This window comes from Pseudoalteromonas sp. S408, from assembly GCF_005886645.1.
Lineage (GTDB): Bacteria > Pseudomonadota > Gammaproteobacteria > Enterobacterales > Alteromonadaceae > Pseudoalteromonas.
In genome coordinates, this window is record NZ_PNDY01000004.1 from 136,117 (window position 1) to 161,240 (window position 25,124).

The 25,124-nt window shown below is 40.7% G+C and carries 24 protein-coding genes; 11 read left to right on the plus strand and 13 right to left on the minus strand.

Annotated elements, in window-relative coordinates:
* Nucleotides 1-23 precede the first annotated feature (23 nt).
* Both CWB62_RS04525 and gpmM read right to left on the minus strand, forming a co-directional pair.
* Nucleotides 24-1,163 carry a murein hydrolase activator EnvC family protein gene (locus tag CWB62_RS04525; RefSeq protein ID WP_058404525.1) on the minus strand — a complete coding sequence of 380 codons (1,140 nt, stop codon included), beginning with the start codon at nt 1,161-1,163 and terminating at the stop codon, nt 24-26.
* Between the two features lie 3 nt (nt 1,164-1,166).
* Entirely contained in the window at nt 1,167-2,711 is a 1,545-nt protein-coding gene (gene gpmM, locus CWB62_RS04530; protein WP_138530592.1) for a 2,3-bisphosphoglycerate-independent phosphoglycerate mutase, read from the minus strand.
* 271 nt (nt 2,712-2,982) lie between these two features.
* Between gpmM and CWB62_RS04535 the strand changes: the two genes are divergently transcribed.
* From CWB62_RS04535 to gpsA, 4 genes are read left to right on the plus strand one after another with little or no spacing between them, the layout of a single operon-like run.
* Nucleotides 2,983-3,414 (plus strand): rhodanese-like domain-containing protein, encoded by a 432-nt coding sequence (locus tag CWB62_RS04535; RefSeq protein ID WP_058404523.1) that lies wholly within the window; start codon nt 2,983-2,985, stop codon nt 3,412-3,414.
* A 32-nt stretch (nt 3,415-3,446) separates the two neighbouring features.
* A complete protein-coding gene (gene grxC, locus CWB62_RS04540) occupies nt 3,447-3,704 on the plus strand; it encodes a glutaredoxin 3 (protein ID WP_058404522.1) in 258 nt (85 codons plus the stop codon).
* Nucleotides 3,705-3,738: 34 nt separating this feature from the next.
* Nucleotides 3,739-4,227 (plus strand): protein-export chaperone SecB, encoded by a 489-nt coding sequence (secB, locus tag CWB62_RS04545; RefSeq protein ID WP_058404521.1) that lies wholly within the window; start codon nt 3,739-3,741, stop codon nt 4,225-4,227.
* Between the two features lie 3 nt (nt 4,228-4,230).
* Nucleotides 4,231-5,238, plus strand: coding sequence for an NAD(P)H-dependent glycerol-3-phosphate dehydrogenase (gpsA, locus tag CWB62_RS04550; protein WP_058404520.1), 1,008 nt, complete (start codon nt 4,231-4,233; stop codon nt 5,236-5,238).
* Nucleotides 5,239-5,310: 72 nt separating this feature from the next.
* Here gpsA and trmL read toward each other — a convergent pair whose 3' ends face one another.
* Nucleotides 5,311-5,775, minus strand: coding sequence for a tRNA (uridine(34)/cytosine(34)/5-carboxymethylaminomethyluridine(34)-2'-O)-methyltransferase TrmL (gene trmL / locus CWB62_RS04555; RefSeq protein WP_058404519.1), 465 nt, complete (start codon nt 5,773-5,775; stop codon nt 5,311-5,313).
* 105 nt (nt 5,776-5,880) lie between these two features.
* Between trmL and CWB62_RS04560 the strand changes: the two genes are divergently transcribed.
* Nucleotides 5,881-6,798 carry a cation diffusion facilitator family transporter gene (locus CWB62_RS04560; protein WP_138530590.1) on the plus strand — a complete coding sequence of 306 codons (918 nt, stop codon included), beginning with the start codon at nt 5,881-5,883 and terminating at the stop codon, nt 6,796-6,798.
* Here the strand turns inward: CWB62_RS04560 and CWB62_RS04565 are convergent.
* The 3 genes from CWB62_RS04565 to CWB62_RS04575 are packed head-to-tail and all read right to left on the minus strand — an operon-like array spanning nt 6,758 to nt 9,791.
* Nucleotides 6,758-7,705, minus strand: a complete 948-nt coding sequence (locus CWB62_RS04565) for an alpha/beta fold hydrolase (protein WP_138530588.1) — start codon at nt 7,703-7,705, stop codon at nt 6,758-6,760. The two genes, CWB62_RS04560 and CWB62_RS04565, sit on opposite strands and share 41 nt — an antisense overlap.
* A 3-nt stretch (nt 7,706-7,708) precedes the next feature.
* Entirely contained in the window at nt 7,709-9,124 is a 1,416-nt protein-coding gene (locus CWB62_RS04570) for an ATP-binding protein (protein ID WP_138530586.1), read from the minus strand.
* On the minus strand, nt 9,102-9,791 hold the full coding sequence (locus tag CWB62_RS04575) for a response regulator transcription factor (protein WP_138530584.1): 690 nt from the start codon (nt 9,789-9,791) through the stop codon (nt 9,102-9,104). The genes CWB62_RS04570 and CWB62_RS04575 overlap by 23 nt, the downstream gene beginning before the upstream one ends.
* A 184-nt stretch (nt 9,792-9,975) precedes the next feature.
* Here CWB62_RS04575 and CWB62_RS04580 point away from each other — a divergent pair, with 184 nt between their 5' ends.
* On the plus strand, nt 9,976-10,467 hold the full coding sequence (locus CWB62_RS04580; RefSeq protein ID WP_138530582.1) for a Spy/CpxP family protein refolding chaperone: 492 nt from the start codon (nt 9,976-9,978) through the stop codon (nt 10,465-10,467).
* Nucleotides 10,468-10,564: 97 nt separating this feature from the next.
* Here the strand turns inward: CWB62_RS04580 and yacG are convergent, their stop codons facing one another.
* The 7 genes from yacG to nadC all read right to left on the minus strand — a co-directional run bounded on the left by yacG (nt 10,565) and on the right by nadC (nt 17,542).
* On the minus strand, nt 10,565-10,795 hold the full coding sequence (gene yacG / locus CWB62_RS04585; protein WP_138530580.1) for a DNA gyrase inhibitor YacG: 231 nt from the start codon (nt 10,793-10,795) through the stop codon (nt 10,565-10,567).
* 109 nt (nt 10,796-10,904) lie between these two features.
* Entirely contained in the window at nt 10,905-12,581 is a 1,677-nt protein-coding gene (gene pilB / locus CWB62_RS04590; RefSeq protein WP_138530578.1) for a type IV-A pilus assembly ATPase PilB, read from the minus strand.
* 132 nt (nt 12,582-12,713) lie between these two features.
* A complete protein-coding gene (gene coaE, locus CWB62_RS04595) occupies nt 12,714-13,346 on the minus strand; it encodes a dephospho-CoA kinase (protein ID WP_138530576.1) in 633 nt (210 codons plus the stop codon).
* A gap of 17 nt (nt 13,347-13,363) precedes the next feature.
* Nucleotides 13,364-14,257, minus strand: coding sequence for a prepilin peptidase (locus CWB62_RS04600; protein WP_138530574.1), 894 nt, complete (start codon nt 14,255-14,257; stop codon nt 13,364-13,366).
* Between the two features lie 111 nt (nt 14,258-14,368).
* Nucleotides 14,369-15,598, minus strand: a complete 1,230-nt coding sequence (locus tag CWB62_RS04605; RefSeq protein WP_138530572.1) for a type II secretion system F family protein — start codon at nt 15,596-15,598, stop codon at nt 14,369-14,371.
* A 105-nt stretch (nt 15,599-15,703) separates the two neighbouring features.
* A complete protein-coding gene (locus tag CWB62_RS04610; protein WP_138530570.1) occupies nt 15,704-16,168 on the minus strand; it encodes a pilin in 465 nt (154 codons plus the stop codon).
* A 528-nt stretch (nt 16,169-16,696) separates the two neighbouring features.
* Nucleotides 16,697-17,542: a carboxylating nicotinate-nucleotide diphosphorylase gene (gene nadC / locus CWB62_RS04615; RefSeq protein ID WP_138530568.1), complete on the minus strand. Its 846-nt coding sequence runs from the start codon at nt 17,540-17,542 to the stop codon at nt 16,697-16,699.
* Nucleotides 17,543-17,758: 216 nt separating this feature from the next.
* Between nadC and ampD the strand changes: the two genes are divergently transcribed.
* The 5 genes from ampD (at nt 17,759) to aceF (ending at nt 24,986) form a co-directional block, all read left to right on the plus strand.
* Complete coding sequence (gene ampD, locus CWB62_RS04620) at nt 17,759-18,313, plus strand: 1,6-anhydro-N-acetylmuramyl-L-alanine amidase AmpD (protein WP_138530566.1); 555 nt, start codon at nt 17,759-17,761, stop codon at nt 18,311-18,313.
* 13 nt (nt 18,314-18,326) lie between these two features.
* Entirely contained in the window at nt 18,327-19,178 is an 852-nt protein-coding gene (gene ampE, locus CWB62_RS04625) for a beta-lactamase regulator AmpE (RefSeq protein ID WP_138530564.1), read from the plus strand.
* Nucleotides 19,179-19,564: 386 nt separating this feature from the next.
* Nucleotides 19,565-20,314, plus strand: a complete 750-nt coding sequence (gene pdhR, locus CWB62_RS04630) for a pyruvate dehydrogenase complex transcriptional repressor PdhR (RefSeq protein WP_138530562.1) — start codon at nt 19,565-19,567, stop codon at nt 20,312-20,314.
* A gap of 90 nt (nt 20,315-20,404) precedes the next feature.
* Entirely contained in the window at nt 20,405-23,071 is a 2,667-nt protein-coding gene (gene aceE, locus CWB62_RS04635; RefSeq protein ID WP_058404507.1) for a pyruvate dehydrogenase (acetyl-transferring), homodimeric type, read from the plus strand.
* Nucleotides 23,072-23,081: 10 nt separating this feature from the next.
* A complete protein-coding gene (aceF, locus tag CWB62_RS04640) occupies nt 23,082-24,986 on the plus strand; it encodes a pyruvate dehydrogenase complex dihydrolipoyllysine-residue acetyltransferase (protein ID WP_138556283.1) in 1,905 nt (634 codons plus the stop codon).
* Nucleotides 24,987-25,124: the final 138 nt, after the last annotated feature.

Consider the following 25,124-nt stretch of genomic DNA (forward strand, 5'->3'; position numbering starts at 1 on the left):
CAGCGGAGCAGCGGTTTAGTCAATTAAATTCGTCTGCACCATTTTACGGGATTTACTGCGCGTCCTTTGTGTCGTATTTCAAAGTATAGACCAGAACTTGCCTGCCCGCCGCTTTGACCAACCAACGCTAATGTTTCACCTTGTCGTACCATGTCACCTACGTCTCTTAGTAGCGTTTGGGCATGGCCATACAAGCTCATAAAGCCTTCACCATGATCGACTACAATTACCCAGCCATAACCTTTTAACCAATCTGCAAATACAACTTGCCCATTGTGGACACTATTTACATTGGTACCTTCTTTTGCACCTATAAGCACGCCTTTCCAGTCAATGCCGCCATGCTTTCGTTGGCCAAATGTGTGCTGTAATTTCCCTTTACTCGGCCAGTTTAATTTCCCTTTATTTTTATTAAGACCAAGTAATTCTATTTTTTCTGTTTTTTCTTTTTCAAGTTCTTCAATAGTGGTAACCAATATTTGCTGATTTTCTTTTAAATAATCGATTGAGCTTTTAGTACTTGTAAGCTGAGCTTGGAGGTTCCTGAGGTTTGCCTGGCGTTCACTTTGTGCATTTACTAAGGCTGTTTGACGTCTTTTTTGCTCATCGTACAAAGCGAATAGCTTTTCTTTTGTTTTATTTAGGGCAATTTGGTTTAACGTGATTTGTTGTTTAAGTTCTTTTAATTCTTCTATCTGTTCAATTCGTGCTTTGTTGAGGTAATTATAATAGCTCAGTGTGCGCTCAAATTGCGCTGTGTTTTCTTGATTCAGTAACATTTTAGAGTAGTCATCACCACCTGCCATGTAAGCACTTTTTAACTGCGCCCCTAAAATACGTTGAAATTCGATATGTTTTTTATCTAGCTCATCAGCTTTTTTTTGTTGTTGATTTTGCTGTTGCTGGGTTTCTTTAACAGACTGCTCAGCCATGTTGAGTGCTTTAGCGTTTTTAGCTATTTCAAGCTCATGGCTTTTAAGGTTTTTTTGAAGTTGAGATATTTTTTTTCGTTGTTGATTATACTCAGATTGGCTTTGTTCAAGTGCTTGTTTCACCTGCGAGAGATCTTTTTTAGTGCGATCTTCATTGGCAACTGCTGATGCAGTCACCAATGAGGCGAGTATTAAGCCGCACTTAAAGTATCGGTTAACACGTTTAATCATGGGTTATTTCAACGTCATGATGGGCGTGCCAGTCATTTCACTTGGCTGCTCCATGCCCATTAAGTGCAGCATAGTAGGGGCAACATCACTTAATGCTTTACCCTCTGATGGTGTAGCATCGCGACCAACATAAATAAATGGCACCGGTTCACTTGTATGCGCGGTATGTGCTTGGCCCGTTTTAAGGTTAGCCATTTGTTCTGCATTACCATGATCGGCCGTGATCAGCGCTTCACCGCCAAATTCATTTAATGCATCAACTACACGGCCAATACATGCGTCAACGGCTTCACAGGCTTTTACGGCGGCATCAAATACACCTGAGTGGCCAACCATATCGCCATTAGGGTAGTTACATATAATGGCGTCGTATTTCCCACTTTTAATAGCTTCTACGAGTTTGTCGGTCAGCATTTCTGAGTTCATTTCAGGTTGTAAATCGTAGGTTGCTACTTGTGGTGAAGGGATTAATTCACGCGTTTCACCTTCAAATTCGTCTTCTCGTCCGCCACTAAAAAAGAAGGTAACGTGTGCGTATTTTTCTGTTTCAGAAATACGTAATTGCGTTTTACCTTGCTTTTCAAGCCATTCCCCTAATACGTTAGTAAGAGGAGTTGGGCCAAATGCAACGGGTGCGTCTATATCGGCCGCATATTCTGTCATCATGACAAATGCGCTAAGAGCCGGAGATTTTTTCTTGGTAAAGCCGTCAAACTCAGGCTCTACAAAGGCGCGTGTAATTTCACGTGCTCGGTCTGCCCTAAAGTTTGCAAAAATAACGGTGTCGCCATCATTAATCTGCGCCGCTTCGGTACCTTCTGGTGTAATAGTTGTAGGAGCAACAAACTCGTCGTTTTCATCGCGCTCATACGCTGCATTTAATGCGTTTACGCCATTGGCGTAGTTAAATTCTCCAATGCCAGAGGTCATTACATCATAGGCTTTTTCTACACGATTCCAGCGGTTATCTCTATCCATTGCATAATAACGACCAACGAGTGTTGCTAATCGTCCACAATTAAGTTTTGCGAATAACGATTCTATACGCTCAATAGATGCTTTGGCACTGCGCGGTGGTGTATCACGACCATCTAAAAATGCATGAAAATAGAGTTCCTTAGCACCGCGTTTAGCAGCCAGCTCTATGGTTGCAACAATATGGTCTTCATGGCTATGAACGCCACCCGGGCTCAATAGCCCCATAACATGAACAGCTTTACCAGCGTTTACTGCTTTATCAATATTTTCAACAAGTGCAGGGGTTGAGTCAAATTCACCGTCATTTATCGCTTTGGTGATCCGAGTAAAGTCTTGATACACGATACGACCAGCCCCTAAGTTTACGTGCCCAACCTCAGAGTTACCCATTTGTCCATCAGGGAGACCTACATCAAAACCAGACGCTGAAATTAACGTGCGAGGGCGAGTCGCCCATAAATCGTCTAATACTGGGGTGTTTGCAGCGAGTATTGCGTTGCTTTGCTCGTCTTCACGATATCCCCAACCGTCTAAAATCATTAATACCAGTGGTTTTTTATGTTCAGTCATAGTCACTCCTAAAAGTTAGCACCTGTTTAGCTTTAGCATACCGTGTTTTGTTACTTGAATCAGCATACAAAACAGCATATTAAATTTTTTCACTTAATTGAATATCGTATTGATGACGATGTGCGGTTAATAACCTTTATATGGGGTGTTTTTAGTACTTTTAAACTCTGTGTAAACTCGCATTTTAAGTTGGTTTGGGTATACTTGCGTGGCTAAAGTCTAAAATGTCTAAAACATTGCGTTTTGGGATGTAATTTATAGTGGAAGTCGAATGGATCAATATATTGAATTTATAAGCAATCACCCTATTTTAAGCCTAGCTTGGGTTGGTATTGTTTTTCTTATTGTCAGTGGTTGGATAAAAAGTAAGTTTTCAGCTATCCGTCAAATAAACCCTCAGCAGCTAACGCTACTTATTAATCGTGAAGACGGTCAAGTAGTCGATATGCGTGCACAAAAAGAGTTTACGTCTGGTCGTATTTCGGGTGCTGAACATTTAAGCCCTGAAAATGCAAAAAAATCTGACTTTTCAGCCCTTGAAAAGTACAAGACTAAACCCATTATATTAGTATGTACTACAGGTATGACAGCCCAAGGTACTGCTACAGCAATGCATAAAGCCGGTTTTGAGCAGGTTTATGTATTAGCAGGCGGAATGGGTGCATGGCAATCTGCTAGCTTACCAACGATAACAGGTCGCTAATCACATTTAGCTAGACCGATAGAGGATTTATTATGAGTAACGTTGTTTTATACACCAAGGCATATTGTCCATTTTGTCAGCGCGCTATGGCGCTTTTAAAAAGCAAAGGCGTTGAGTTCACTAATTATGATATTGGTGTACAACCTGAGCTTCGTGATGAAATGATCACTAAAGCAGGTGGCGCAAGCACTGTACCGCAAATTTTTATTAATGATGAACATATCGGTGGCTGTGACGACATGATGGCTATTGAAGCGCAAGGCAAACTTGACGCTAAGCTACACGCTTAATTTAATTATAATAACGAACAAGTTAGGAATAACAATGAACGAAGAAACTCAAAACGCAGCAGCGGCACAAGACGCAGGCGCACAATTTACTATTCAACGTATTTACACTAAAGACGTGTCGTTTGAAACGCCAAACTCTCCGGCGATTTTTCAAAAAGAATGGACGCCAGAAGTTAAGCTAGACCTAGATACTCGCTCTAACAAGTTAGACGAAGGTGTATTTGAAGTTGTTTTAGCATTAACGGTTACAGCATCAATTGGCGAAGAAACTGCGTTTTTATGTGAAATTCAACAAGCGGGTATTTTTACTATTGCTGAGGTTGAAGAAGTACAGCTTGCTCATATGCTAGGTGCATTTTGTCCTAACGTATTGTTCCCATATGCACGTGAAGCAGTATCTAACCTAGTTAACCGTGGCACTTTCCCACAGCTGAACCTTGCGCCAGTAAATTTTGACGCGTTATTTGCACAGTACATGCAACAACGTACTACGCAAGCTGACCAGGTTACAGCAGACGCATAACTTATGAGTACAGCAACTTCAGCTGTTACTGTATTAGGGGCGGGGTCTTATGGCACCGCCCTTGCTATTTGTTTAGCCCGAAATGGTCATAATGTGACGCTTTGGGGACGCAATAGCGACGACGTTGCCACGCTTGCAGCTGAGCGGAAAAATCAACGTTACTTACCTGACGCACCATTCCCAGAAACGCTAAAACTAGAAGCCGATTTACAACGTGCAGTTGCATGCAGTGCTATTGTGCTCGTTGTTGTGCCTAGCCATGCATTTGGCGACACGCTTGCGCAGATAAAGCCTGCGTTGCAAGCCGATGCAAAAGTAGCATGGGCGACTAAGGGCCTTGAGCCCAATACGGGGCGCTTATTACAAGAAGTTGCACAGCAAGAGTTGGGTGATGAAATGGCGCTTGCGGTACTTTCGGGTCCTACATTTGCTAAAGAAATGGCAATGGGTTCACCAACAGCTATTTCTGTTTCGTCTACTTCACCTGAGTTTGCACAGCAGCTCGCCGATTTACTGCATTGTGGTCGCTCGTTTCGTGTGTACAACAATGATGACTTTATTGGTATCCAACTGGGCGGTGCGGTTAAAAATGTAATTGCTATTGGCGCGGGTATTTCTGATGGCGTAGGTTTTGGAGCGAATGCTCGCACAGCCTTGATCACTCGAGGCCTTGCTGAACTGACTCGGTTAGGTTGTGCACTTGGAGCTAAGCCAGAAACCTTTATGGGGATGGCGGGTTTGGGTGACTTAATTTTAACCTGTACTGATAACCAATCGCGTAATCGTCGTTTTGGTCTAGCACTGGGTAAAGGTGAAAGTGTTGAAGCCGCTATTGAGTCGATAGGCCAAGTGGTAGAAGGCTTTAGAAACACCAAAGAAGTGTATTTACTTGCCCAGCGTGCAGGCGTTGAAATGCCTATCACTGAACAAATCTATAAAGTACTTTATGAAAATAAAGACATGAAAGCCGCTGCTATGGCATTGCTAGGAAGAGAGCAACGCTCAGAATAGCTTTCATCATTGTGAGTAAAACTAAAAAACCGACGTAATGTCGGTTTTTTGTTTGCTTTAATAAAGCAGGTATTACTGCGCGTTTGGAAAGCCCAGCTGTCGCCATGATTCGTAAACAAATACCGCTACCGCGTTTGATAGGTTCATGCTTCGGCTATTGGGTTGCATTGGAATACGCACGCGCTGATCGTTTGGTAGCGCTTGAATCATCTCATCGGGAAGGCCGCGTGTTTCAGGTCCAAATACTAGGCAGTCGCCTGCTTCATAACGTGCTTCATGATGAAATTGGCTACCTTTAGTCGTACACGCATATACCTTTTTGGGTTTACATTTTTCAAGGTAGGCTTCAAATGATGCATGGCGCTGAACATGACTGAACTCATGGTAATCAAGGCCTGCACGCTTTACACGTTTATCGTCCCACTCAAACCCTAAAGGCTCAATTAAATGCAACGAAAAACCGGTATTCGCACAAAGGCGGATAATATTCCCCGTGTTAGGTGGAATTTCAGGTTGGTATAAAACAATATCCAGCATAATTAGCCTTTTTAATTAACGGTATTTGACGGAAGCAGTATACACGAAACCCTTAAAAAAAATGATATACTCACAGCATGAATACTCTTATTAGCGGATAAAAACGTGCATAACCGCAGTTACGAATTTTGGGTTAAAGCTTCTAGCATTATTACTATTGTAATGGTGAGTTTAATGATTGCAGCAAAAGCGTGGGCTTGGCTTGCTTCAGGCTCAGCTTCAATGCTTGGCTCGTTAACAGACTCATTAATGGACATTACCGCTACATTCATGAGCTTCTTAGTTTTGGGTTACGCACTGCGTCCTGCCGACGATGATCACCGGTTTGGTCACGGTAAAGCCGAGGCATTAGCAGGGCTTGGGCAAGCTGCGTTTATAGCAGGTTCGGGCTGTTTACTGGCATTCCATGGTATAGAGCGTTTATTTAATCCTATAGAGCTTACACATTCATTATTAGGTGTATGGGTAAGTGCTTTTGCTATTGCTTGTACTTTGGTGATTGTTTTTGTGCAAACCAAAGTAATTAAACATACAGAGTCTATTGCTATAAAAGCAGATTCGGTGCACTACAAAGGTGATTTGATTTTAAATGCCGCCGTTTTAATTGCGATTGCTTTATCTTATTACGGAATGATGTATGCCGATCCTATTTTTGCAATAGGGGTCGCAGGCTACCTACTGTATAACAGTTGGGATATTGCCAGAGATAGTGCCGATCATTTAATGGATAAAGAACTCCCCGACGATGAAAAGCAAAGTATTTTTGATATTGCTAAAGAGCATACCGACGTGCATGGTGTACACGGAATTCGTACTCGCCAAGGTGGTAAAATTAAGTTTATTCAAATGCATTTAGAGCTTGATGACCATTTAAGCCTGATCCGAGCTCATACTGTGGCCGATGAAGTTGAAGCGATGATAGGTGCTCGTTTTGAATCAGAGGTTGATATATTAATCCACCTCGATCCGCTGTCGGTTCTGACTAAGCCGTCACCGACTCACAAAACTGATACAAGCTGTTAAGCACTGGCTGGCGTATTTCATCACATTCAAAAAATAGTTCATGTTTAGCGTCAGCAAAGCTTTCTAGGGTAATATTTGCGTGCTTATTGGCCAGTCTATAGTGCGCTTCATTATCGACAACCACATCGTTTTTAGCGCTGGCAATATAAACTGGAATATCAACATTGAGCTCATCTATTGAGGCTAAAAAAGTAAAGGTAGAGTGTAGCCACCCATAGGTAACCCCGCCAAGTTGCAATAAAGGCTCCTCGTTATAAGTTTGCCTAAATAAGCTATAGCGTAATTCGCAGCTTGTTAATACGTTTAAAGGAAATTCCTCAGGGATATAATCGGTTTGCCCAAGTGCATAGCTAAACTGAAAACCAAGGCGTACGGCATTACTTGCAATTATTCGGGCTAAAGGCTTTGGGATCCCTTTGGTGTGTATATCAAACATGGGAGCTGATAAAAACGCACCGCTAAAACTATGCTCATAGTTTGCCAAATAATCAAATGCAATAGCACCTCCCATCGAGTGGCTCACTAATAGCTTTTTACCTTGCCAAACGGTGTCGACTATTTGAGTGTTAAATAAATTAAGATCGGCACTGTAGTCACCAAAATTATTTACATAGCCTTTATGTTTATTTTTTAAATAGCGGTAAGAGCGACCTTGTCCTTGGTGGTCAACAATGAATACAGCAAAATTATTAGTGTAAAGCTCCCATAATAACTCTTTGTATTTATCGAGCCCTTCGATTCTGCCCGAGCTAACAACTATGGCAACATGAGCTTTATCCGGCTGGGCATGCGCGTAAAATAACTGCCCATTAGGCGTATTTAAATACGCTTTAACTAATGTATTTTGATAAAAATCATTAATGGCTGATTGGTTACCTTTAAGCTCGCGCTCACTACTATAAAACATGGTTTACTCTTTGATTATTGGCAGTGTGATATTAGCACACAAGCCGCCCTGATCTTTATTAGATAAAACTAAGGTGCCATTATGAGCTGTAATTGCATTTTTTGCGATAGCTAAGCCTAAACCGGTTCCGCCACTGACTCTATCTCTTGCATCAGATTGCCTAAAAAACGGCTCACATAGCTTATCAAGCTGGTTATTTGGTACACCAGGGCCATCATCACATATTTCAATATGTACGGTATCTGCGTGCGATAACGTTACATTTATGGTGTTATTTGCATATTTAATGGCATTACGCAGTAGGTTTTCAAGCGCGCTGGCAATCAGGGCCTCATCGCAGTTAATGGTTACTTTTGTATCGCCAGATATTGTGAGCTGTTTATTACATTGCTTTGCTTCAAACTGTGCATCGTTCAATACGTGTTCAACAATAACTTGTAGCGATTGTTTTTGCAGCGAAAGAGTTTGGCTTTTCGCCTCTAAACGAGAGACTTGCAAAACGTCAGCAATCATTTTGTCGAGCTGGTTCGCTTCTTTTTCTATTCTTACTAAGTACGGCTGACTTGCTTCGTTTGCTTGCATTTGTGCTAACCCTGTTGCCATTTTTAATCGAGTAAGAGGGGATCGCAATTCATGAGATATATCGGCGAGCAAACGTTTTTGTGAGCTTATTAGCAGCTCTAATTGGTTTGCCATGCTGTTAAAGTCACGGCCAAGAACACCCAATTCGTCTTTTCGGTTTGCTGAAATAGAAGCGCGTGCGCTTAAGTCACCAGAAGATAGTTTTACAGCCGCTTTTTTTAAGCTATTTATAGGCGCTATTAAATTGCGGCTAAACAAAAAGCTTAAAATTAAAGACGCGCTAATAGCAATTGATATTTTTATCCAGCCAGGCATTAGCTTTAAGCGTATAAATAAAGGAGGCTGATTGTTTATGTCTATTTCATATAAATAAAAAGTGCCTTCGGGTAGTGTTAATTGAACAGGGCCAAATGCTTGGTATTGCTCTGTAAACACAACTTGTGGCGGCATGTTTTTTGTAAAATTAAGCAAGCTTAAATCTATATTTGCTGGAACGGTTTTATTAGTTAGCGAGTCTTCAGATTGCTCAGCGCTTAAATATAATAGCTTACGTTTAGAAAGTCGTGGATGTGAAAGAATACTATTAAGCGAACGCTTATGCTTAAATGCAGAGCGTTCTATGCTTTTAGCGGTATAGGCTAAGTTTTTTTCTATTGGCCCTTGTAATGGCTCGTTACTCACTAAGTTAAGAGCGCCTATATTACTAAAAAAAATAAGCGCGGTAACAGTGCCGATTATAGTCACCCAAAACCATGTAAATATTTTAAAAAATAAGTAATGCTGAGGGTGCTTAAGCCAATAAAAAGCGCAGGGCTTATTCGCCTTGAATGAAAACATAACCCGTGCCTCTCATTGTTTTAATTCGTTCGGTTTTGATGTGCTCTGCTATTTTTTTCCGGATATTACTAACATGCATATCAATAGAGCGGTCGAACGATGCTAAACGTCTGCCTAATACCTCTTCACTTATTTGTTCTTTACTAACAACTTCGCTAGCATTTTTACATAAAAGCGCGAGTATTTCGTACTCTGTGCCAGTAAGCGTGAGCGTGTGCTCATTTATTAATGCTTCCCTTGCCCCAAGGTTTATCGTCACCCCATTCACAAGCAGCTTATTTGTGTTAGTAACACCTAAACTATTTATATGTTCAATGCGGCGAGTAATTGCTTTTACGCGGGCTAGTAACTCTCTGTGATTAAACGGCTTTGGTATATAGTCGTCAGCGCCAAGCTCTAATCCAAAAATACGGTCAAAGTCTTCCCCTTTCGCAGTAAGCATAATAACGGGCGTAAGTTTTGTTTGCCTAAGCTGTTTTAGTACTTCAAAACCATCTAAAGTAGGTAGCATTACGTCAAGCAATATTAATGCATACTCGTTGTTTTGTGCCAGCTTTAGGCCTTGTGCGCCGTCGTGTACGCTCTGTACTTCAAACCCTTGGGTAGAAAGGTATTCGCTTAGTAATTCACAAAGACCCGTATCATCGTCAATCATTAATAGTTTCATTTACAAACCCTTAGGTAATATGTCATTTCTTTATTTTACGCCCTTAATTGGTCAAAAGTGAATCTTTACACAACCTTTACACTGCTTTGCGTTACTTTGCGTTGAGTTAGTTATAGTTAACTCACAGGCTAAGCAGTCACAACGACAGCTAACCACAACCAACCCAACAGTTAAGGTGATGATTATGACTAAAGTAAATACACTTTCAAAATTAGTACTTATTTGTGGCCTAGCAACAGCCACTCTTGGCGCAGGCAGCGTATTAGCTAAAGGCGGCATGCATGATAAGCAAGGCCACTCTCAAGCGCGTTTTTTACTCTCTGAGCGCGGCGCCAACAAGCTTGATTTAACCGACGAGCAGCAAACTAAGCTTAAAGCTATTTTTGAAGCACAAAAAACGCAAATGAAAGCCTTAAGAGGCGGCGATAAAGAAGCACTTAAAGAAATGCGTGAAACGCATAAAGCCAAAATGGATGCATTACTTAGCGCTGCAACATTTGATGAAAATGCAGCTAAAGAGCTATTGAATGCAAGCCAAAGTAAAGGCGAAGAGTTTGGTTTAATTAAGCTAAAAACGCAGCACCAAGTAATGCAGGTACTTAACGCTGAGCAGCAAGAGAAGTTTGCTAAAATGCAAAAGCGTATGGGCAAAAAGCACCGGAAGCAAAGAGGTTAATTTGCCAAAATATAGGTTGTCACAACCTTATATTTTAGCTTAAGCACTAAAAAGCCAGCAATTAGCTGGCTTTTGTTTTTATAGATACTTTATGACATTACTTAAAAAAGTCATCTTCGTTTTTGGCCATCATGGCTTCTATGTCTTCAATCATGTCTTGGTTTATTTGATCTGCTGATGTAATGGGCGCTGAAATTTTATTATTTTCAAACGACCATTCACCTAGATCAATGAGTTGGCAACGCTTAGAACAAAATGGGCGATGAGGGTTTTGCTCAGACCACTCTACATTTGTTTTACAGGTTGGACAGTTTACAACAGTAGGCATGTTTTACTCTCTACATTTTTCTTAGCCTAAGGACTGGTTAAACTTATTTATTTCCAGAGCTTAGGTTAGTCATTAGCGCTCGCTATAAAATAAAAAGCGCTAAATAGCTTTACATATTGGTTACGCGGTTTATTTCTGCAAGTGACGTTAAACCATCAGCGGCTTTACGTAAACCCGATAGGCGTAAATTATTAAAACCGGCTTTTAATGATACCTCAGCGATTTCTAATGAGTTACCGCCGCGCATAATTATTTGTGCAATTTCTGGTGTAATTTGCATCACTTCGTAAATACCGACACGGCCTTTGTAACCATCGGTACAGCTATCACAGCCTTTAGGTGCATATAGAGTCATATCGTCAATTTGCGCTGTGCTAAACCCTTGGCGAGATAGCTCTTCACTTGGCAATTGCTCTGGCGTTTTACATTTTGGGCATAAACGACGTGCTAAGCGCTGTGCAATAATCAAACTAATAGAGCTGGCTACGTTATAAGCGGGAACGCCCATATTTAATAGTCGGGTAATGGTTTCTGGTGCTGAATTAGTATGCAACGTAGATAAAACCAAGTGACCCGTTTGCGCTGCTTTTATTGAAATTTCTGCGGTTTCAAGGTCACGTATTTCACCCACCATTACCACGTCGGGATCTTGACGTAAAAACGCACGTAGCGCATTAGCAAACGTCATGTCGGCTTTAGGGTTAATTTGTACTTGGTTTATTCCCTCCAGGTTTATTTCAACCGGATCCTCAGCGGTACTAATGTTTCGCTCAGGTTGGTTTAGTATGTTTAAACCCGTATAAAGCGATACCGTTTTACCTGACCCGGTTGGGCCTGTAACCAGTATCATACCTTGTGGTTGACCAAGTGCATCCATGTATAGCTTTTTCTGTTCTTCTTCGTAACCAAGTACATCAATGCCTAGCATAGCGCTTGATGAATCAAGAATACGCATTACTATTTTTTCGCCCCACAGCGTTGGCATCGTACTGACACGAAAATCGATACTTTTTCGCTCAGTAATTTTTAATTTGATTCGGCCATCTTGTGGTTTGCGCTTTTCGGCAATATCAAGTCGCGACATTACTTTAATACGAGCAGAAAGCTTAGTTGCTAATGTATTAGGTGGGCTTGCTACTTCGTGTAAAATGCCATCAATACGAAAACGAATGCGGTACTTGTGCTCGTAAGGTTCAAAATGTAGATCCGATGCACCTTTTTTTATCGCGTCCATTAAAATTTTGTTAATGTAAACAATAATAGGCGCATCGTCTTTATCATCATCTTGTGGTGTAGATTCTTTTTGGTTTTCTGTGTCAAGGTCGGCAAATTCTTTAAACTCATCATCGCTTAAATCTAAGCTGCCGGTTGCGTCTAGCAATTGCTCAATTTTATTATCGAGCTGAATATAATCAACAACGACAATTTCGCATGAAAAGCCGGTACTAAATTCAAAGTTTTCGAATGCGCCGTAATCGGTTGGATCAGAGGCTGCCACATAAACCTTTCGGCCTTTTTGGACCAACGGTAAAATATGGTGCTTGCGGATCAGTTTTTCTTTTACAAGGTCGGCAGGAATAGACGCAGGGTCAAAGTCTTTTAAATCAAAATAGGGAACACGGAACAAATCAATACATTGCTCTGCTAACTCTTTACTGTCTATTTTTCCGCATTTAGAAATCAGTTCAGCTGTTGAGGCAAACTCTTGCTGCTTTGCTTTTACCGTATCGGCATCAATACGCCCAAGCGTAAGAAACTTTCTTAATAACGGTGAGTTAATATTCATTGCGCACCTTTTTAATCCTTCAGAGAGAGTAATTTATCAGAAAAAAGAAGGGGATTACATTACTCTTCACAATCTAGGCTAAATTTATTAATTAATATAGGAGATTAGTTTGTTTTGATTCGGTTTTACAATTTAAGTTGCTGGCATTTGTGCCATGTGTAGATAACTTTTATGAAGCGTTAATAAGTCGTGGTTAACGTCGTTAAGTGCGCGGTCGTTATTTAAAATATCATCTGCTTTTTTTTGTTTGTCTTCGCGTGACATTTGCGCTGCAATAATCGCTTTTACTTGCTCAACACTTACATTATCACGCGAAGCCGTGCGCTCTATTTGCACACTTTGAGGTATATCAATCAGTAGCGTTCGATTACACAGTTTATCAAGGCCGTTTTCAAACAAAAGTGGCGCTACAAGAACAACGTATGCACTTTTAGCGGTAGTAATATCGTTATGTATTTTGTTTCTAATAAGTGGATGTAATAGAGTGTTTAGCCATTCTTTGTCTGCATTGTTAGTAAAAATACGTTCACGCAGAGCGCTTCTGTTGAGTGTGCCATCGCTCAATAAAATACCTTGACCAAATTTACTCACAATGGCATTTAAACCATCGCTTTTAGGCTTCACAACTTGGCGCGCAATAATGTCGGCATCAACTATTGTTATACCCAGTTGCTCAAACATATTACTTACCGCTGTTTTGCCACAGCCTATACCGCCTGTTAAGCCAAGAACCCAAGGTGATGTTTTAATATCAGATTTGCTCATTTTAGTGCGCACTCAAGTTAGTAACCAATTAAGTTAAAATACGCGTTTTGCAATTGGTTACCCCACAGTAACGTGATCCAACCAGCAATTGCTAGGTAGGGCCCAAATGGGATGGGGGTTGCTTTGTCTTTACCCTGAATACTTAACAAAGCGATACCAATAATGGCGCCAACAACACTTGAAAGCAGTATTATGGTGAGTAACGATTGCCAGCCCAATAGTGCACCAAATAAAGCTAAAAGTTTAAAGTCGCCATAGCCCATGCCTTCCTTGCCTGTTAACAGTTTAAATAACCAAAAAACACTCCACAAGCTTAAATAACCAAAGGCGGCACCCATAATGGCATTAGTTGGCGTAATTGTAATTCCGGCAACGGCGGCAATAAGTGCCAGCCAAACAAGCGGCAAAGTTAGCTGATCGGGCAGTAACATGTGATCTATATCAATAAAGGTCAGTGCCACAAGTGCCCACGTGATCACTATGTATAATAATGCTTGTTCTGTTGCGCCAAAGGTATAAGCAACCACTAAGCTTAATAGAGCCGTAATAGCCTCAACCGCAGGGTAACGAATAGAGATAGGGTGACTACAGCTTGCGCATTTACCTTTTAGTAAGACCCAACTAATAACGGGTATATTCTGCCAAGGCTTAATGGCCGTTTTGCATTTAGGGCAGGTAGAGTTGGGTTTTACAAGATTTAAAGGCTCGCTGGTATTTTTGGGTTTAGGTGTATTGGTATTTAGCTCGTCACCTAATAATAGCCTACACTCGCTTTGCCATTCACGTTGCATCATAAGTGGCAAACGGTAAATAACAACGTTTAAAAAACTGCCTACACATAAACTAACTAAGCCAACAGTGGTTAAATAAAACCAGAGTTGGCTTTGCATTACTTCAATAATACTTTGCATTATAAACCTGAAAACTGCTTTAAAAAAAAGTGATAGAGAATCAATGAGAAGACGTTAGCCGCCAACCTTATAAAAACAAGGCTCTCTTTAATTCCTGTAAATTTTTATTAATTAAATTACAGAGCCTAACTGGAAAATTGGTAAGTACATAGCCACAATTAACCCACCAACAAGCACACCAAGTACCGCCATAATAAGTGGTTCTAACAGGCTTGAAAGGCCATCAACCGCATCGTCAACCTCTTGCTCGTAAATAGTCGCTACTTTAGCCAACATGCCATCGAGTGAGCCAGATTCTTCACCAATGGCCACCATTTGAATCACCATATCAGGGAATATTTTAGAGTTACGCATAGCCCAGTTCATTTGGTTACCCGAGCTTACCTCGGCTTTAATATCTAAAATAGCATAACGGTACACTGCGTTACCCGAGGCACCTGCAGCAGAGTCAAGCGCATCAACAAGGGGTACACCTGCCGCAAAAGTGGTTGAAAGTGTACGCGCATAACGGGCAACAGCGGCTTTGTTTAAAATCGTGCCAATAACAGGGAGTTTTAATATGGCTCTATCGGTTGCATCTCTGAGCTTTAAGCTTCTGAGCTTAGCTTCTTTAAATGCATAACCAAAACCAACAATTGCAATTAAAATCATCCACCAATACTCTTGCATAAATTCAGATATACTGATTACAAATAAAGTAAATGCTGGGAGTTCAGCGCCAAAGCCTGAGAATATATCTTGAAACTGTGGCACTACAAATATTAGCAAAATAGAAGTTACAATACCTGCTATTACTAATACAGATATTGGGTAAAACATTGCTTTTTTTATTTTTGATTTAAGCGCTTCCGATTTTTCTTTGTATAACGCAACACGGTCAAATATTTTATCGAGTGCACCGGATTGCTCGCCCGACGCCACTAAATCACAATATAAGTCGTCAAAATAACGAGGGTGTTTTCTAAGTGCTTGCGATAAAGGCTGACCTGCTTTTACTTCATCGCCTATGGTTTCCATTAGTTTACCAACACTTTTATTGGTTGAACCAGAGCCAATCATTTCAATAGCTTGTATAAGCGGTACACCCGCCATTAGCATGGTGGCAATTTGGCGGGTAACAAGCGCTATATCTTTAGGGGTGATTTTTTGAACACTTTGAATGCCAAATAAAGGCTTTGGCTTACGCTTTACTTTTGATGGCGTAATACCCTGCTTACGTAATTGTGCTTTTACAAGTGCAATGCTATTACCTGTGAGTTCTCCTTCAAGTTTCTTCCCTCGGGCACTTACACCGACCCACTGAAATGTATCGAGGCCTTTATCTTGTTGTTTTTTTGCCATAAAGAACACTCTACTCGATATTTGGACTACTAAATTTTACATATTTGTACTATTTTGGCAAAAAAGACGCTCAAATGAGCGTCTTTAATAAGTGATTATGTATTTTTAACTACCAGTACCAGTACCAGTTCCAGTTCCAGTTCCAGTACTAGCTGCTGCAGGACAGCTTTTCGGAGCTAAGCTTGCATCACCTGTTATGTCTGAAATAGAGCAAGTCCAAGCTCCTGCAGAAGATCTAGTTAGAGAGATTACCGCGCCGTCAACTTGTGTTGGAGCATTTCTTACTTTGCAGCTAATCCCAGTAACGGTTGTGTCTACATCAATATCACAATTTTGAGTTTGTGATATTAGTCCAGCAGCTGCAAGAGTCGCTGTTTCACCATTATTTACCGCAATTTCATAACCTGTTTTTCCTGCTGAAATTTCAGCTAAACCAGCAGTCAACTTGGATGTTGCCTGATAATTAGAATACGCTGGCAATGCTACCGCAGCAAGAATACCGATGATTGCTACTACAATCATTAATTCAATTAGGGTGAAACCCTGTTGTTTTTGAGTCATTGTTTTCATGTTTCCTCTCCTAAAGGATAGATTGTGTAAGTTAAATCACTTAATTGGCATTATGCCGAGCTTAATTTAACTGATTTACTTTACAGTTTTGCTTAAAATAAACTTTTTGCGCTATCTCTCGGTTTGAATGAGATTATCCGCGCTACATTTGCACTTTAGCTTTAGGGTATGAAATACAAAAGCTAGGTGTGAATTCATTATATTTTATATGTAACTTGCTATTTATAAATTGGATGCAAATAAAGTCTACCAGCAGCCAATAAAAGTGTAGGAATAAATAACATAAGTTGCTTATTAACTTTAATTTAAACGTTAATAACTCATTATTTATGACGAGCTTTTATAATAAAACAATACAAGTGTATCATTTTATTTTAGTTAATAGCACGTTACTTTTCCTAAAACAGCTAATTAATTTAACAAGTTGTTACAACTAGTTATTTTTAACTATTAAATTACTTTTGTTTTAACTTGTCAACGCTTTAGCATTCATTAAATGTAGAACTAAATTATTATATTGGCTATATATTATTCAAACCGCATCGATAAATCGATTGATTGTAAGTTTTTTGTTAATGCGCCGCTGGATATAAAGTCAACTCCCGCTTGAGAATAGGTTTTGAGTGTTGCTAACGTCATATTGCCAGATACTTCTAATTTAGCGCGTTTGTCAGTTAAAATAACTGCTTGCTTAATTTGCTCAACGCTAAAGTTATCAAGCATGATAATATCGGCGCCTGCGTCTATGGCTTGCTTTAGCTCTTGAAGTGATTCAACCTCAACTTCAACCGGTTTACTCGGGTGGTTTAGTTTGGCCTGAGTAACGGCTTTATCTATACCGCCGCAGGCTGCTATGTGGTTTTCTTTAATTAAAAACGCATCAAATAATCCTATGCGGTGGTTTGCGCCACCGCCGCATTTTACTGCATATTTTTGTAAGGCTCTGAGCCCCGGAATAGTTTTGCGGGTATCGAGTAGCTGGGTCGTTGTGCCGCTGAGTTCTTTTACATAATGCGCTGTGGTGGTTGCTGTGCCAGATAAAGTTTGTACAAAGTTAAGAGCGGTTCGCTCTGCCGTTAAAATTGCGCGGGCTGAACCTTTTGCTGTAAACAGGGGGCTGTTGGCCGTTACAAAGTCGCCATCGCTAACAAGTACTGATACTTGTACTGTTGGGTCCACTTGCTTAAATACTTCAATTATGATGTCTTTTCCACAAAATATGCAATCTTCACGAGTTATAACTTTTGCACTAGCTTGCTCGTTTTGTGGGATAAGCTGAGCGGTTATGTCACCATCGGCTGCGGTTTGGTAGTTTAAGTCTTCGTCGAGCGCAAGGGTAACAAGTTGACTAAGTAAAGTGTGCGAAATAGACATGGCTAAAAGCTCATAAGCATTAATAAATTAAAGAAAATTTTACTATGTTTAAATAATGAATAGAAGCGCTTTTAATTATTAGCGTATAGCTTAGGACTTTAATAGTAAAATGTAAGCCACTTTTAATTGCTTACCTATTTAGGCGGGGCTTAGTCACTATCATTATTTTTACAAATCCTTTAGCATCAAGGTTATGAATAGTTTGGTAATAATGTAATGGCAATAGATTTAAATGGGGTTTTAAAAGCTGCAACTCAGCGAGCATGTACTCACTATGATGAGCGCCCTGAACACACAGATATTACCTTGTTGGTCATTCATAATATTTCATTACCAGCAGGGCAGTTTGGTACCCCCTTTGTGGATGATTTATTTATGGGGTGTATTGACTGCAATGCTCATCAAAGCTTTAGTGATTTAAAAGGGCTGCGCGTCTCAGCACATTCCTTTATTAAACGCACTGGTGAGGTGGTCCAATACGTGCCATTTAGTAAGCGGGCTTGGCATGCGGGCGTATCTGAATTTGCAGGGCAAACTGCATGCAATAATTATAGTATTGGTATTGAGCTTGAAGGCACCGATACAACGGCTTATACCAGCGCTCAGTACGCCTCGTTATGTCATTTAAGTAAATCTATAATGCAGCGCTATCCAAAAATTACCCCTTCGCGTATTGTGGGGCACTGCGATATTGCATCTGGTCGTAAAACAGACCCCGGCCTTAGCTTTAACTGGCCATTATTTTTAAATATGCTTGAGCAACCAAGTTGAGAGAGTCACTGTCATGATTTTAGTATCTATTATTTTAGCGTTAATTTTAGAGCGTTTAGGGGCACGGTCTAACTATTGGCAAATAAGCTATTACGCCAATGGCTATTTAAAGCGCTCCAACCGCTTACTTGCCCGTAATGGTTTATTTAGTTCGGCAATTGGCTTTTTAATTTGGCTATTTTTACCTGTAGTAGCCATGGCATGCATTTATAGCTTGTCAAACTTTGTGTTGTGGGAGCTGGCTATTAATATTGCTGTTTTACTTATTTGTTTTGGCTGTGCAAAGCAGCGTGCTTTATATAAAGCCTATCTAAACGCACTCACACGAGATGATGGTACTGCAGCCTCTTCATATGCATTGCAAATGGGGCAAAAACGCACTGAAGATCCACAAGGCGGTGAAACCTTTGGGCAAACGCTTGCTTGGGTAAACTTTAGATTTTACTGTGCGGTTATTTTTTGGTTTGTGGTTTTGGGTGCACCAGGCGCTGTTTTATATGCTCTTGTGCGTACCTTTGCTGATTTAGTCCGAGACAACCACAAAGTCATATTTGCTAAACATTTTAAGCTAATACATAAACTACTTTTTTGGTTGGATTGGTTACCCGCACGTATAGCGAGTTTTGGTTATTTAGTGATTGGTAACTTTAATAAAGGCACTAGCTGCTGGTTACATTATGCGCTTGATTTTTCAAGCCCTAACCGAAAGGTCGTCACCTATACTGCGCTTGCAGCAGAGCAAGTAGAAAAGCGTTATTATGGTTGCACTTACGAGGTAACGTGTATGATTAAATTAGTTAAGCGTAATGTGCTCTTTTATTTAGTTTTAATTGCATTACTTACCCTGTTTGGTGGTTTGTCTTAACACCTTATTTATTTTTACAGCCAATTTAAAAGCAAAGCACTTATTTACCCCAAAGTGCTTTGCCTTTTGGTTATCTTTCTTACTTAAACATTGCGATTAGCCCCTCCTTTAAAATAGAGCTAAAACTCTAAACTTATCTGGTCAGACCATTTGAATGGCTACCTTATCAGTTACTCAAAATTAAGCTATATTGTGTATTGTTTGATCTTCGTTCAAAATGCGTTACGCTAATATCCCCGTGCAAGTAACCAGTAAATTGACAGCTATATGGGTTTTTGATAACGTATTGCAAATTCTTGGTATGACCAATTTACCTTTTGGGTAAATCTTATAACTTTAAGCCCCAATTTTAGGGCTTGGTATTTATACAACGCGGACGTTGATTCATGTCTTTAAAGATTAAAGCAGCAAAATTATCTGATGTTATTTTACAGCAACTCGAGAATATGATTCTTGAGGGCTCGTTAGCACCAGGAGAAAAGCTGCCTCCAGAGCGTGAACTAGCAAAACAGTTTGAAGTGTCTCGTCCTTCGCTGCGCGAGGCCATCCAAAAGTTAGAGGCAAAAGGGCTCGTTACGCGTCGTCAAGGCGGTGGCACGTTTGTAAAAAATCAGCTTGAAGAAGGGCTAACTGATCCATTATTTGAGCTAATAAGTAAACACCCTGAATCACAATTTGATTTACTCGAATTTCGTCATGCATTAGAAGGTATTGCTGCTTACTATGCAGCACTACGAGGAACGAGTAATGATTTTACTAAAGTAAAACAAAGCTTTGATCAAATTGCGCTATCGCAAGATGACTTACAGCAAAAAGCAAAAGCAATTAATGCCTTTCATTTTAGTGTGGCTGAAGCCTCACATAATGTTGTGTTATTGCACTTGGTTAGAGGTATGCAAGCGCTGCTTGAACAAAATGTATTGCAAAATTTAACGGTTTTATTAGAAAAGCCAGATATTAGCAGTCAGTTAGCTCAGCACAGGCGTTTGTTAATGGATGCGGTTATTGACGGCAATCCAGAGCAAGCTCGTTTAGCAAGTAATGCGCATTTAGCGTTTATTGAAGAAGCATTGCTTGAAGCGGGCAAAGAATATTCGCGAATTGAACGTAGTTTAAGACGCACCAAACAAAATTAAGCTAATACTCTATTACTTGAACACACTAAGTTAAGTATCAGTTGTATTAAATTAACAACATTCGTATTTTAAACATAAGGAAACCTCCATATGTCTGAAGTCAATAAAATTGACGTAGACGCGCTAGAAACACAAGAGTGGTTACAAGCTCTTGAATCAGTTGTGCGCGAAGAAGGTGTTGAACGAGCTCAGTACTTACTTGAGCAAGTATTAGAGCAAGCCCGCTTAGACGGCGTTGATATGCCAACGGGTATTACCACGAACTACGTTAATACTATTCCTGTAGATCAAGAGCCTGCTTACCCAGGTGATGTGAATCTTGAACGTCGTATTCGTTCAATTATTCGTTGGAACGCGATTATGATCGTTCTGCGTGCATCTAAAAAAGATCTCGACTTAGGCGGCCATATGGCGTCTTACCAATCGTCAGCTGCTTTTTACGAAGTGTGTTTTAACCACTTCTTCAAAGCACCAAACGACGTAGACGGTGGCGACTTAGTTTATTACCAAGGCCATATTTCTCCGGGTATTTATGCTCGTGCATTTGTTGAAGGGCGTTTAAGCGCTGCTCAACTAGATAACTTCCGCCAAGAAGTTGATGGTAAAGGTTTACCGTCGTACCCACACCCTAAATTAATGCCTGAATTTTGGCAGTTCCCTACAGTATCAATGGGTTTAGGCCCAATTGCATCTATTTACCAAGCGCGTTTCTTAAAATATTTAGACGGCCGTGGCTTAAAAGACACTAAAAACCAACGTGTATATGCGTTTTTAGGTGACGGTGAAATGGATGAGCCAGAATCACGTGGTGCAATCTCGTTTGCTGCTCGTGAAAAGCTAGACAACTTATGTTACTTAATTAACTGTAACTTACAGCGTTTAGATGGCCCAGTAATGGGTAATGGTAAAATTATTCAAGAACTAGAAGGCCTATTTAAAGGCGCTGGTTGGAACGTAATTAAGGTTGTATGGGGAAGCGGCTGGGATATTCTGCTTGCTAAAGATACAACAGGTAAATTACTGCAGTTAATGAACGAAACTATTGACGGCGATTACCAAACATACAAAGCAAAAGATGGCGCGTACGTTCGTGAGCATTTCTTTGGTCGTTATCCAGAAACAGCAGCCCTTGTTGCAGATATGACCGATGACGAAATTTTTGCACTTAAGCGTGGTGGTCATGAGCCATCAAAACTTTACGCAGCATTCAAAAAGGCCGAGCAAACTAACGACCGTCCTACTGTGATCCTAGCTAAAACGGTAAAAGGTTACGGCATGGGTGAAGCAGCTGAAGGTAAAAACATTGCGCACCAAGTGAAAAAAATGGACATGAGCCATGTTGAACACTTACGTGACCGTTTAGGCCTACAAGATTTAGTCTCTGAAGAAGCAATTAAAGACTTACCTTACCTAGAGCTTGATGAAAGCTCTGAAGAGTACAAGTACTTGCATGCTCGTCGTAAAGACTTAAAAGGTTATACACCAACGCGTATTGCAGAATTTTCTGAGAAGTTACAGTTGCCAGAAGTCGAAGCGTTTAAGCCATTACTTGAAGAGCAAAAACGTGATATTTCAACCACAATGGGCTTTGTTCGTGCACTTAATATTCTATTAAAAGATAAAGGCATTGGTAAAAATATTGTTCCTATTATTGCCGATGAAGCGCGTACCTTTGGTATGGAAGGTTTATTCCGCCAGATTGGTATTTACAACCCGCATGGTCAAAACTACACCCCTCAAGACCGTGATATTGTTTCTTACTACAAAGAAGCAACATCAGGGCAGGTACTTCAAGAAGGTATTAACGAGCTAGGTGCAATGTCGTCATGGGTGGCTGCTGCAACATCATACAGCACGAACGATTTACCAATGATCCCGTTCTACATTTACTATTCTATGTTCGGTTTCCAACGTGTTGGCGACATGGCATGGATGGCGGGTGACCAACAAGCACGTGGTTTCTTATTAGGTGCTACTGCCGGTCGTACTACGCTAAATGGTGAAGGCCTGCAGCATGAAGATGGCCACAGCCATATTCTTGCAAATACGGTTCCTAACTGTATTTCTTACGACCCAACGTACGCATTTGAAGTAGCAGTCATTGTTCAAGATGGTATTCGTCGTATGTACGGTGAAAACCAAGAAAACATTTACTACTACCTAACGCTTATGAACGAAAACTACCATCAGCCAGCAATGCCAGAAGGCGCTGAAGAAGGTATTCGTAAAGGTATTTACAAGCTTGAAAGCTACGAAGGTAAAAAAGCCAATGTACAGCTATTAAGCTCAGGTACTATCATGACGGAAGTACGCAAAGCAGCGGCCATTTTAAGTGACGATTACGGTATTGCATCAGACGTTTACTCTGTAACGTCATTCAATGAGCTTACCCGTGATGGTCAAGATGTTGAGCGTTTCAACATGCTTAACCCAGAAAGCGAGCAAAAAACAGCTTACATTACGAGCGTATTAAACGACTCAGTAACTGTTGCCGCTACCGATTACATGAAAAACTACGCAGAGCAAGCCCGTTCATTTATTCCTAGCAATAACTATAAAGTGTTGGGTACAGATGGTTACGGACGTTCTGATAGTCGTGAAAACTTACGTCGTCACTTTGAAGTTAACGCAAGCTACGTTGTTGTTGCAACGTTATCTGAACTTGCTAAACGCGGTGAAGTTGAAAAGTCTGTGGTTGTTGACGCACTTAAGAAGTTCGATATCGACACCAATAAACTAAACCCACTGTACGCATAAGAGGTTTGCAATGAGTATTGAAATTAATGTTCCAGATATCGGTGGCGATGACGTAGAAGTAACCGAAATCTTAGTAAGCGTTGGTGACAAAGTAGATGTTGACCAATCTTTACTGACTGTTGAAGGCGATAAAGCTTCAATGGAAGTGCCTGCTGCGCAAGCGGGTACTGTAAAAGAAATTAAAGTAAATGTTGGCGACACGGTAACAACGGGCTCTTTAGTGTTTATATTTGAAGGCGAAAGCGCTGGTGCTGATGCAGCACCAGAAGCACCTGCTGAATCAACAGCACCAGCTCAAGCTTCAGGTTCTTCAACTAAAGAAGTAACCGTACCAGATATTGGTGATGATGAAGTTGAAGTAACCGAAATCATGGTTGCTGTTGGCGACAGTGTAGAAGAAGAGCAATCTATCTTAAACGTTGAAGGTGACAAAGCGGCTATGGAAGTGCCTGCACCGTTTGCAGGTACTGTAAAAGAAATTAAAGTAGCTACTGGCGATACAGTTAAAACGGGTTCTTTAGTATTTGTTTTTGAAGTTGCTGGTTCAAGCGCTCCTACATCAGATGAACCTAAGCAAGAGTCTGCACCAGCAGCGCAAGCTGAAAGTTCTGCAACAAGTACAAAAGATGTAAACGTACCAGATATTGGCGACGACGAAGTTGAAGTAACCGAAATCATGGTTGCTGTTGGCGATAGCGTAGAAGAAGAGCAATCTATCTTAAACGTTGAAGGCGACAAAGCGGCTATGGAATTACCTGCACCATTTGCAGGTACTGTAAAAGAAATTAAAGTAGCTACTGGCGATAAAGTTAAAACAGGCTCACTTATTTTTGTTTTTGAAGTGGCCGGCAGTGCACCAGCAAAAGCGTCTGCGCCTGCTGAGCAAAAACCAGCGGCTGCACCTGCAAAACCCGAGTCGGCACCAGCACAAGCTGCACCTGTTGCTAAAGCTAACAATGAAAGCTTTGAAAACAACAGCGCGTATGCACATGCATCGCCAGTTGTTCGTCGTTTAGCGCGTGAGTTTGGTATTAACTTAGCTAATGTAAAAGGCACGGGTCGTAAAAACCGTGTGGTTAAAGAAGACGTGCAAAACTATGTTAAAAACTTAGTTAAGCAAGTTGAGTCTGGTCAGGTTTCAGCATCAGCAGGTAACGCCGGTGGTAGTGAGCTGGGCTTAATTCCTTGGCCTAAAGTAGATTTTGCTAAGTTTGGCGAAATTGAAGAGAAAAAATTATCTCGCATCCAAAAGTTATCGGGTAAAAACTTACACCGTAACTGGGTACAAATCCCACATGTAACACAGTTTGACGAAGCGGATATCACAAGTCTTGAAGCGTTCCGTAAAGAACAGAACGTGTTAAGTGAGAAGAAGAAGCTGGGCGTTAAAATTACACCACTTGTGTTTGTGATGAAAGCTGCAGCTAAAGTACTTGCAGAGTTCCCAACGTTTAACTCGTCGCTATCTGAAGATGGCGAAAGCTTGATACTTAAAAAATATATTAATATAGGTGTGGCAGTAGATACGCCTAATGGCTTAGTTGTTCCTGTGTTTAAAGACGTGGACAAAAAAGGCATTATTGAGTTATCTCGCGAGCTAATGGACGTGTCTAAAAAAGCGCGTGAAGGCAAGCTAACTGCATCAGACATGCAAGGCGGCTGTTTTACTATTTCAAGCCTTGGTGGAATTGGCGGTACGGCATTTACGCCGATTGTTAACGCACCAGAGGTAGCTATTTTAGGTGTATCTAAATCTGAGATTAAGCCTAAGTGGAACGGTAAAGAGTTTGAGCCTAAGTTAATGGTTCCGTTATCTATGTCGTACGATCACCGAGTGATTGATGGCGCACTAGCAGCACGTTGTACAGCAACACTTGCAAGCTACATGAGCGATATACGTCAATTAGTGATGTAACACCAATTTTATTAAAAAGGCGATCATTCTAGCGAATTAAATAGCACGTTAACGGCGTCAGAAATTACTCATATAGGAAAAACTATACAGCGTAATTTCTACCTTGTTATAGCGCTATTTTCCTGTCGCGATAATTGC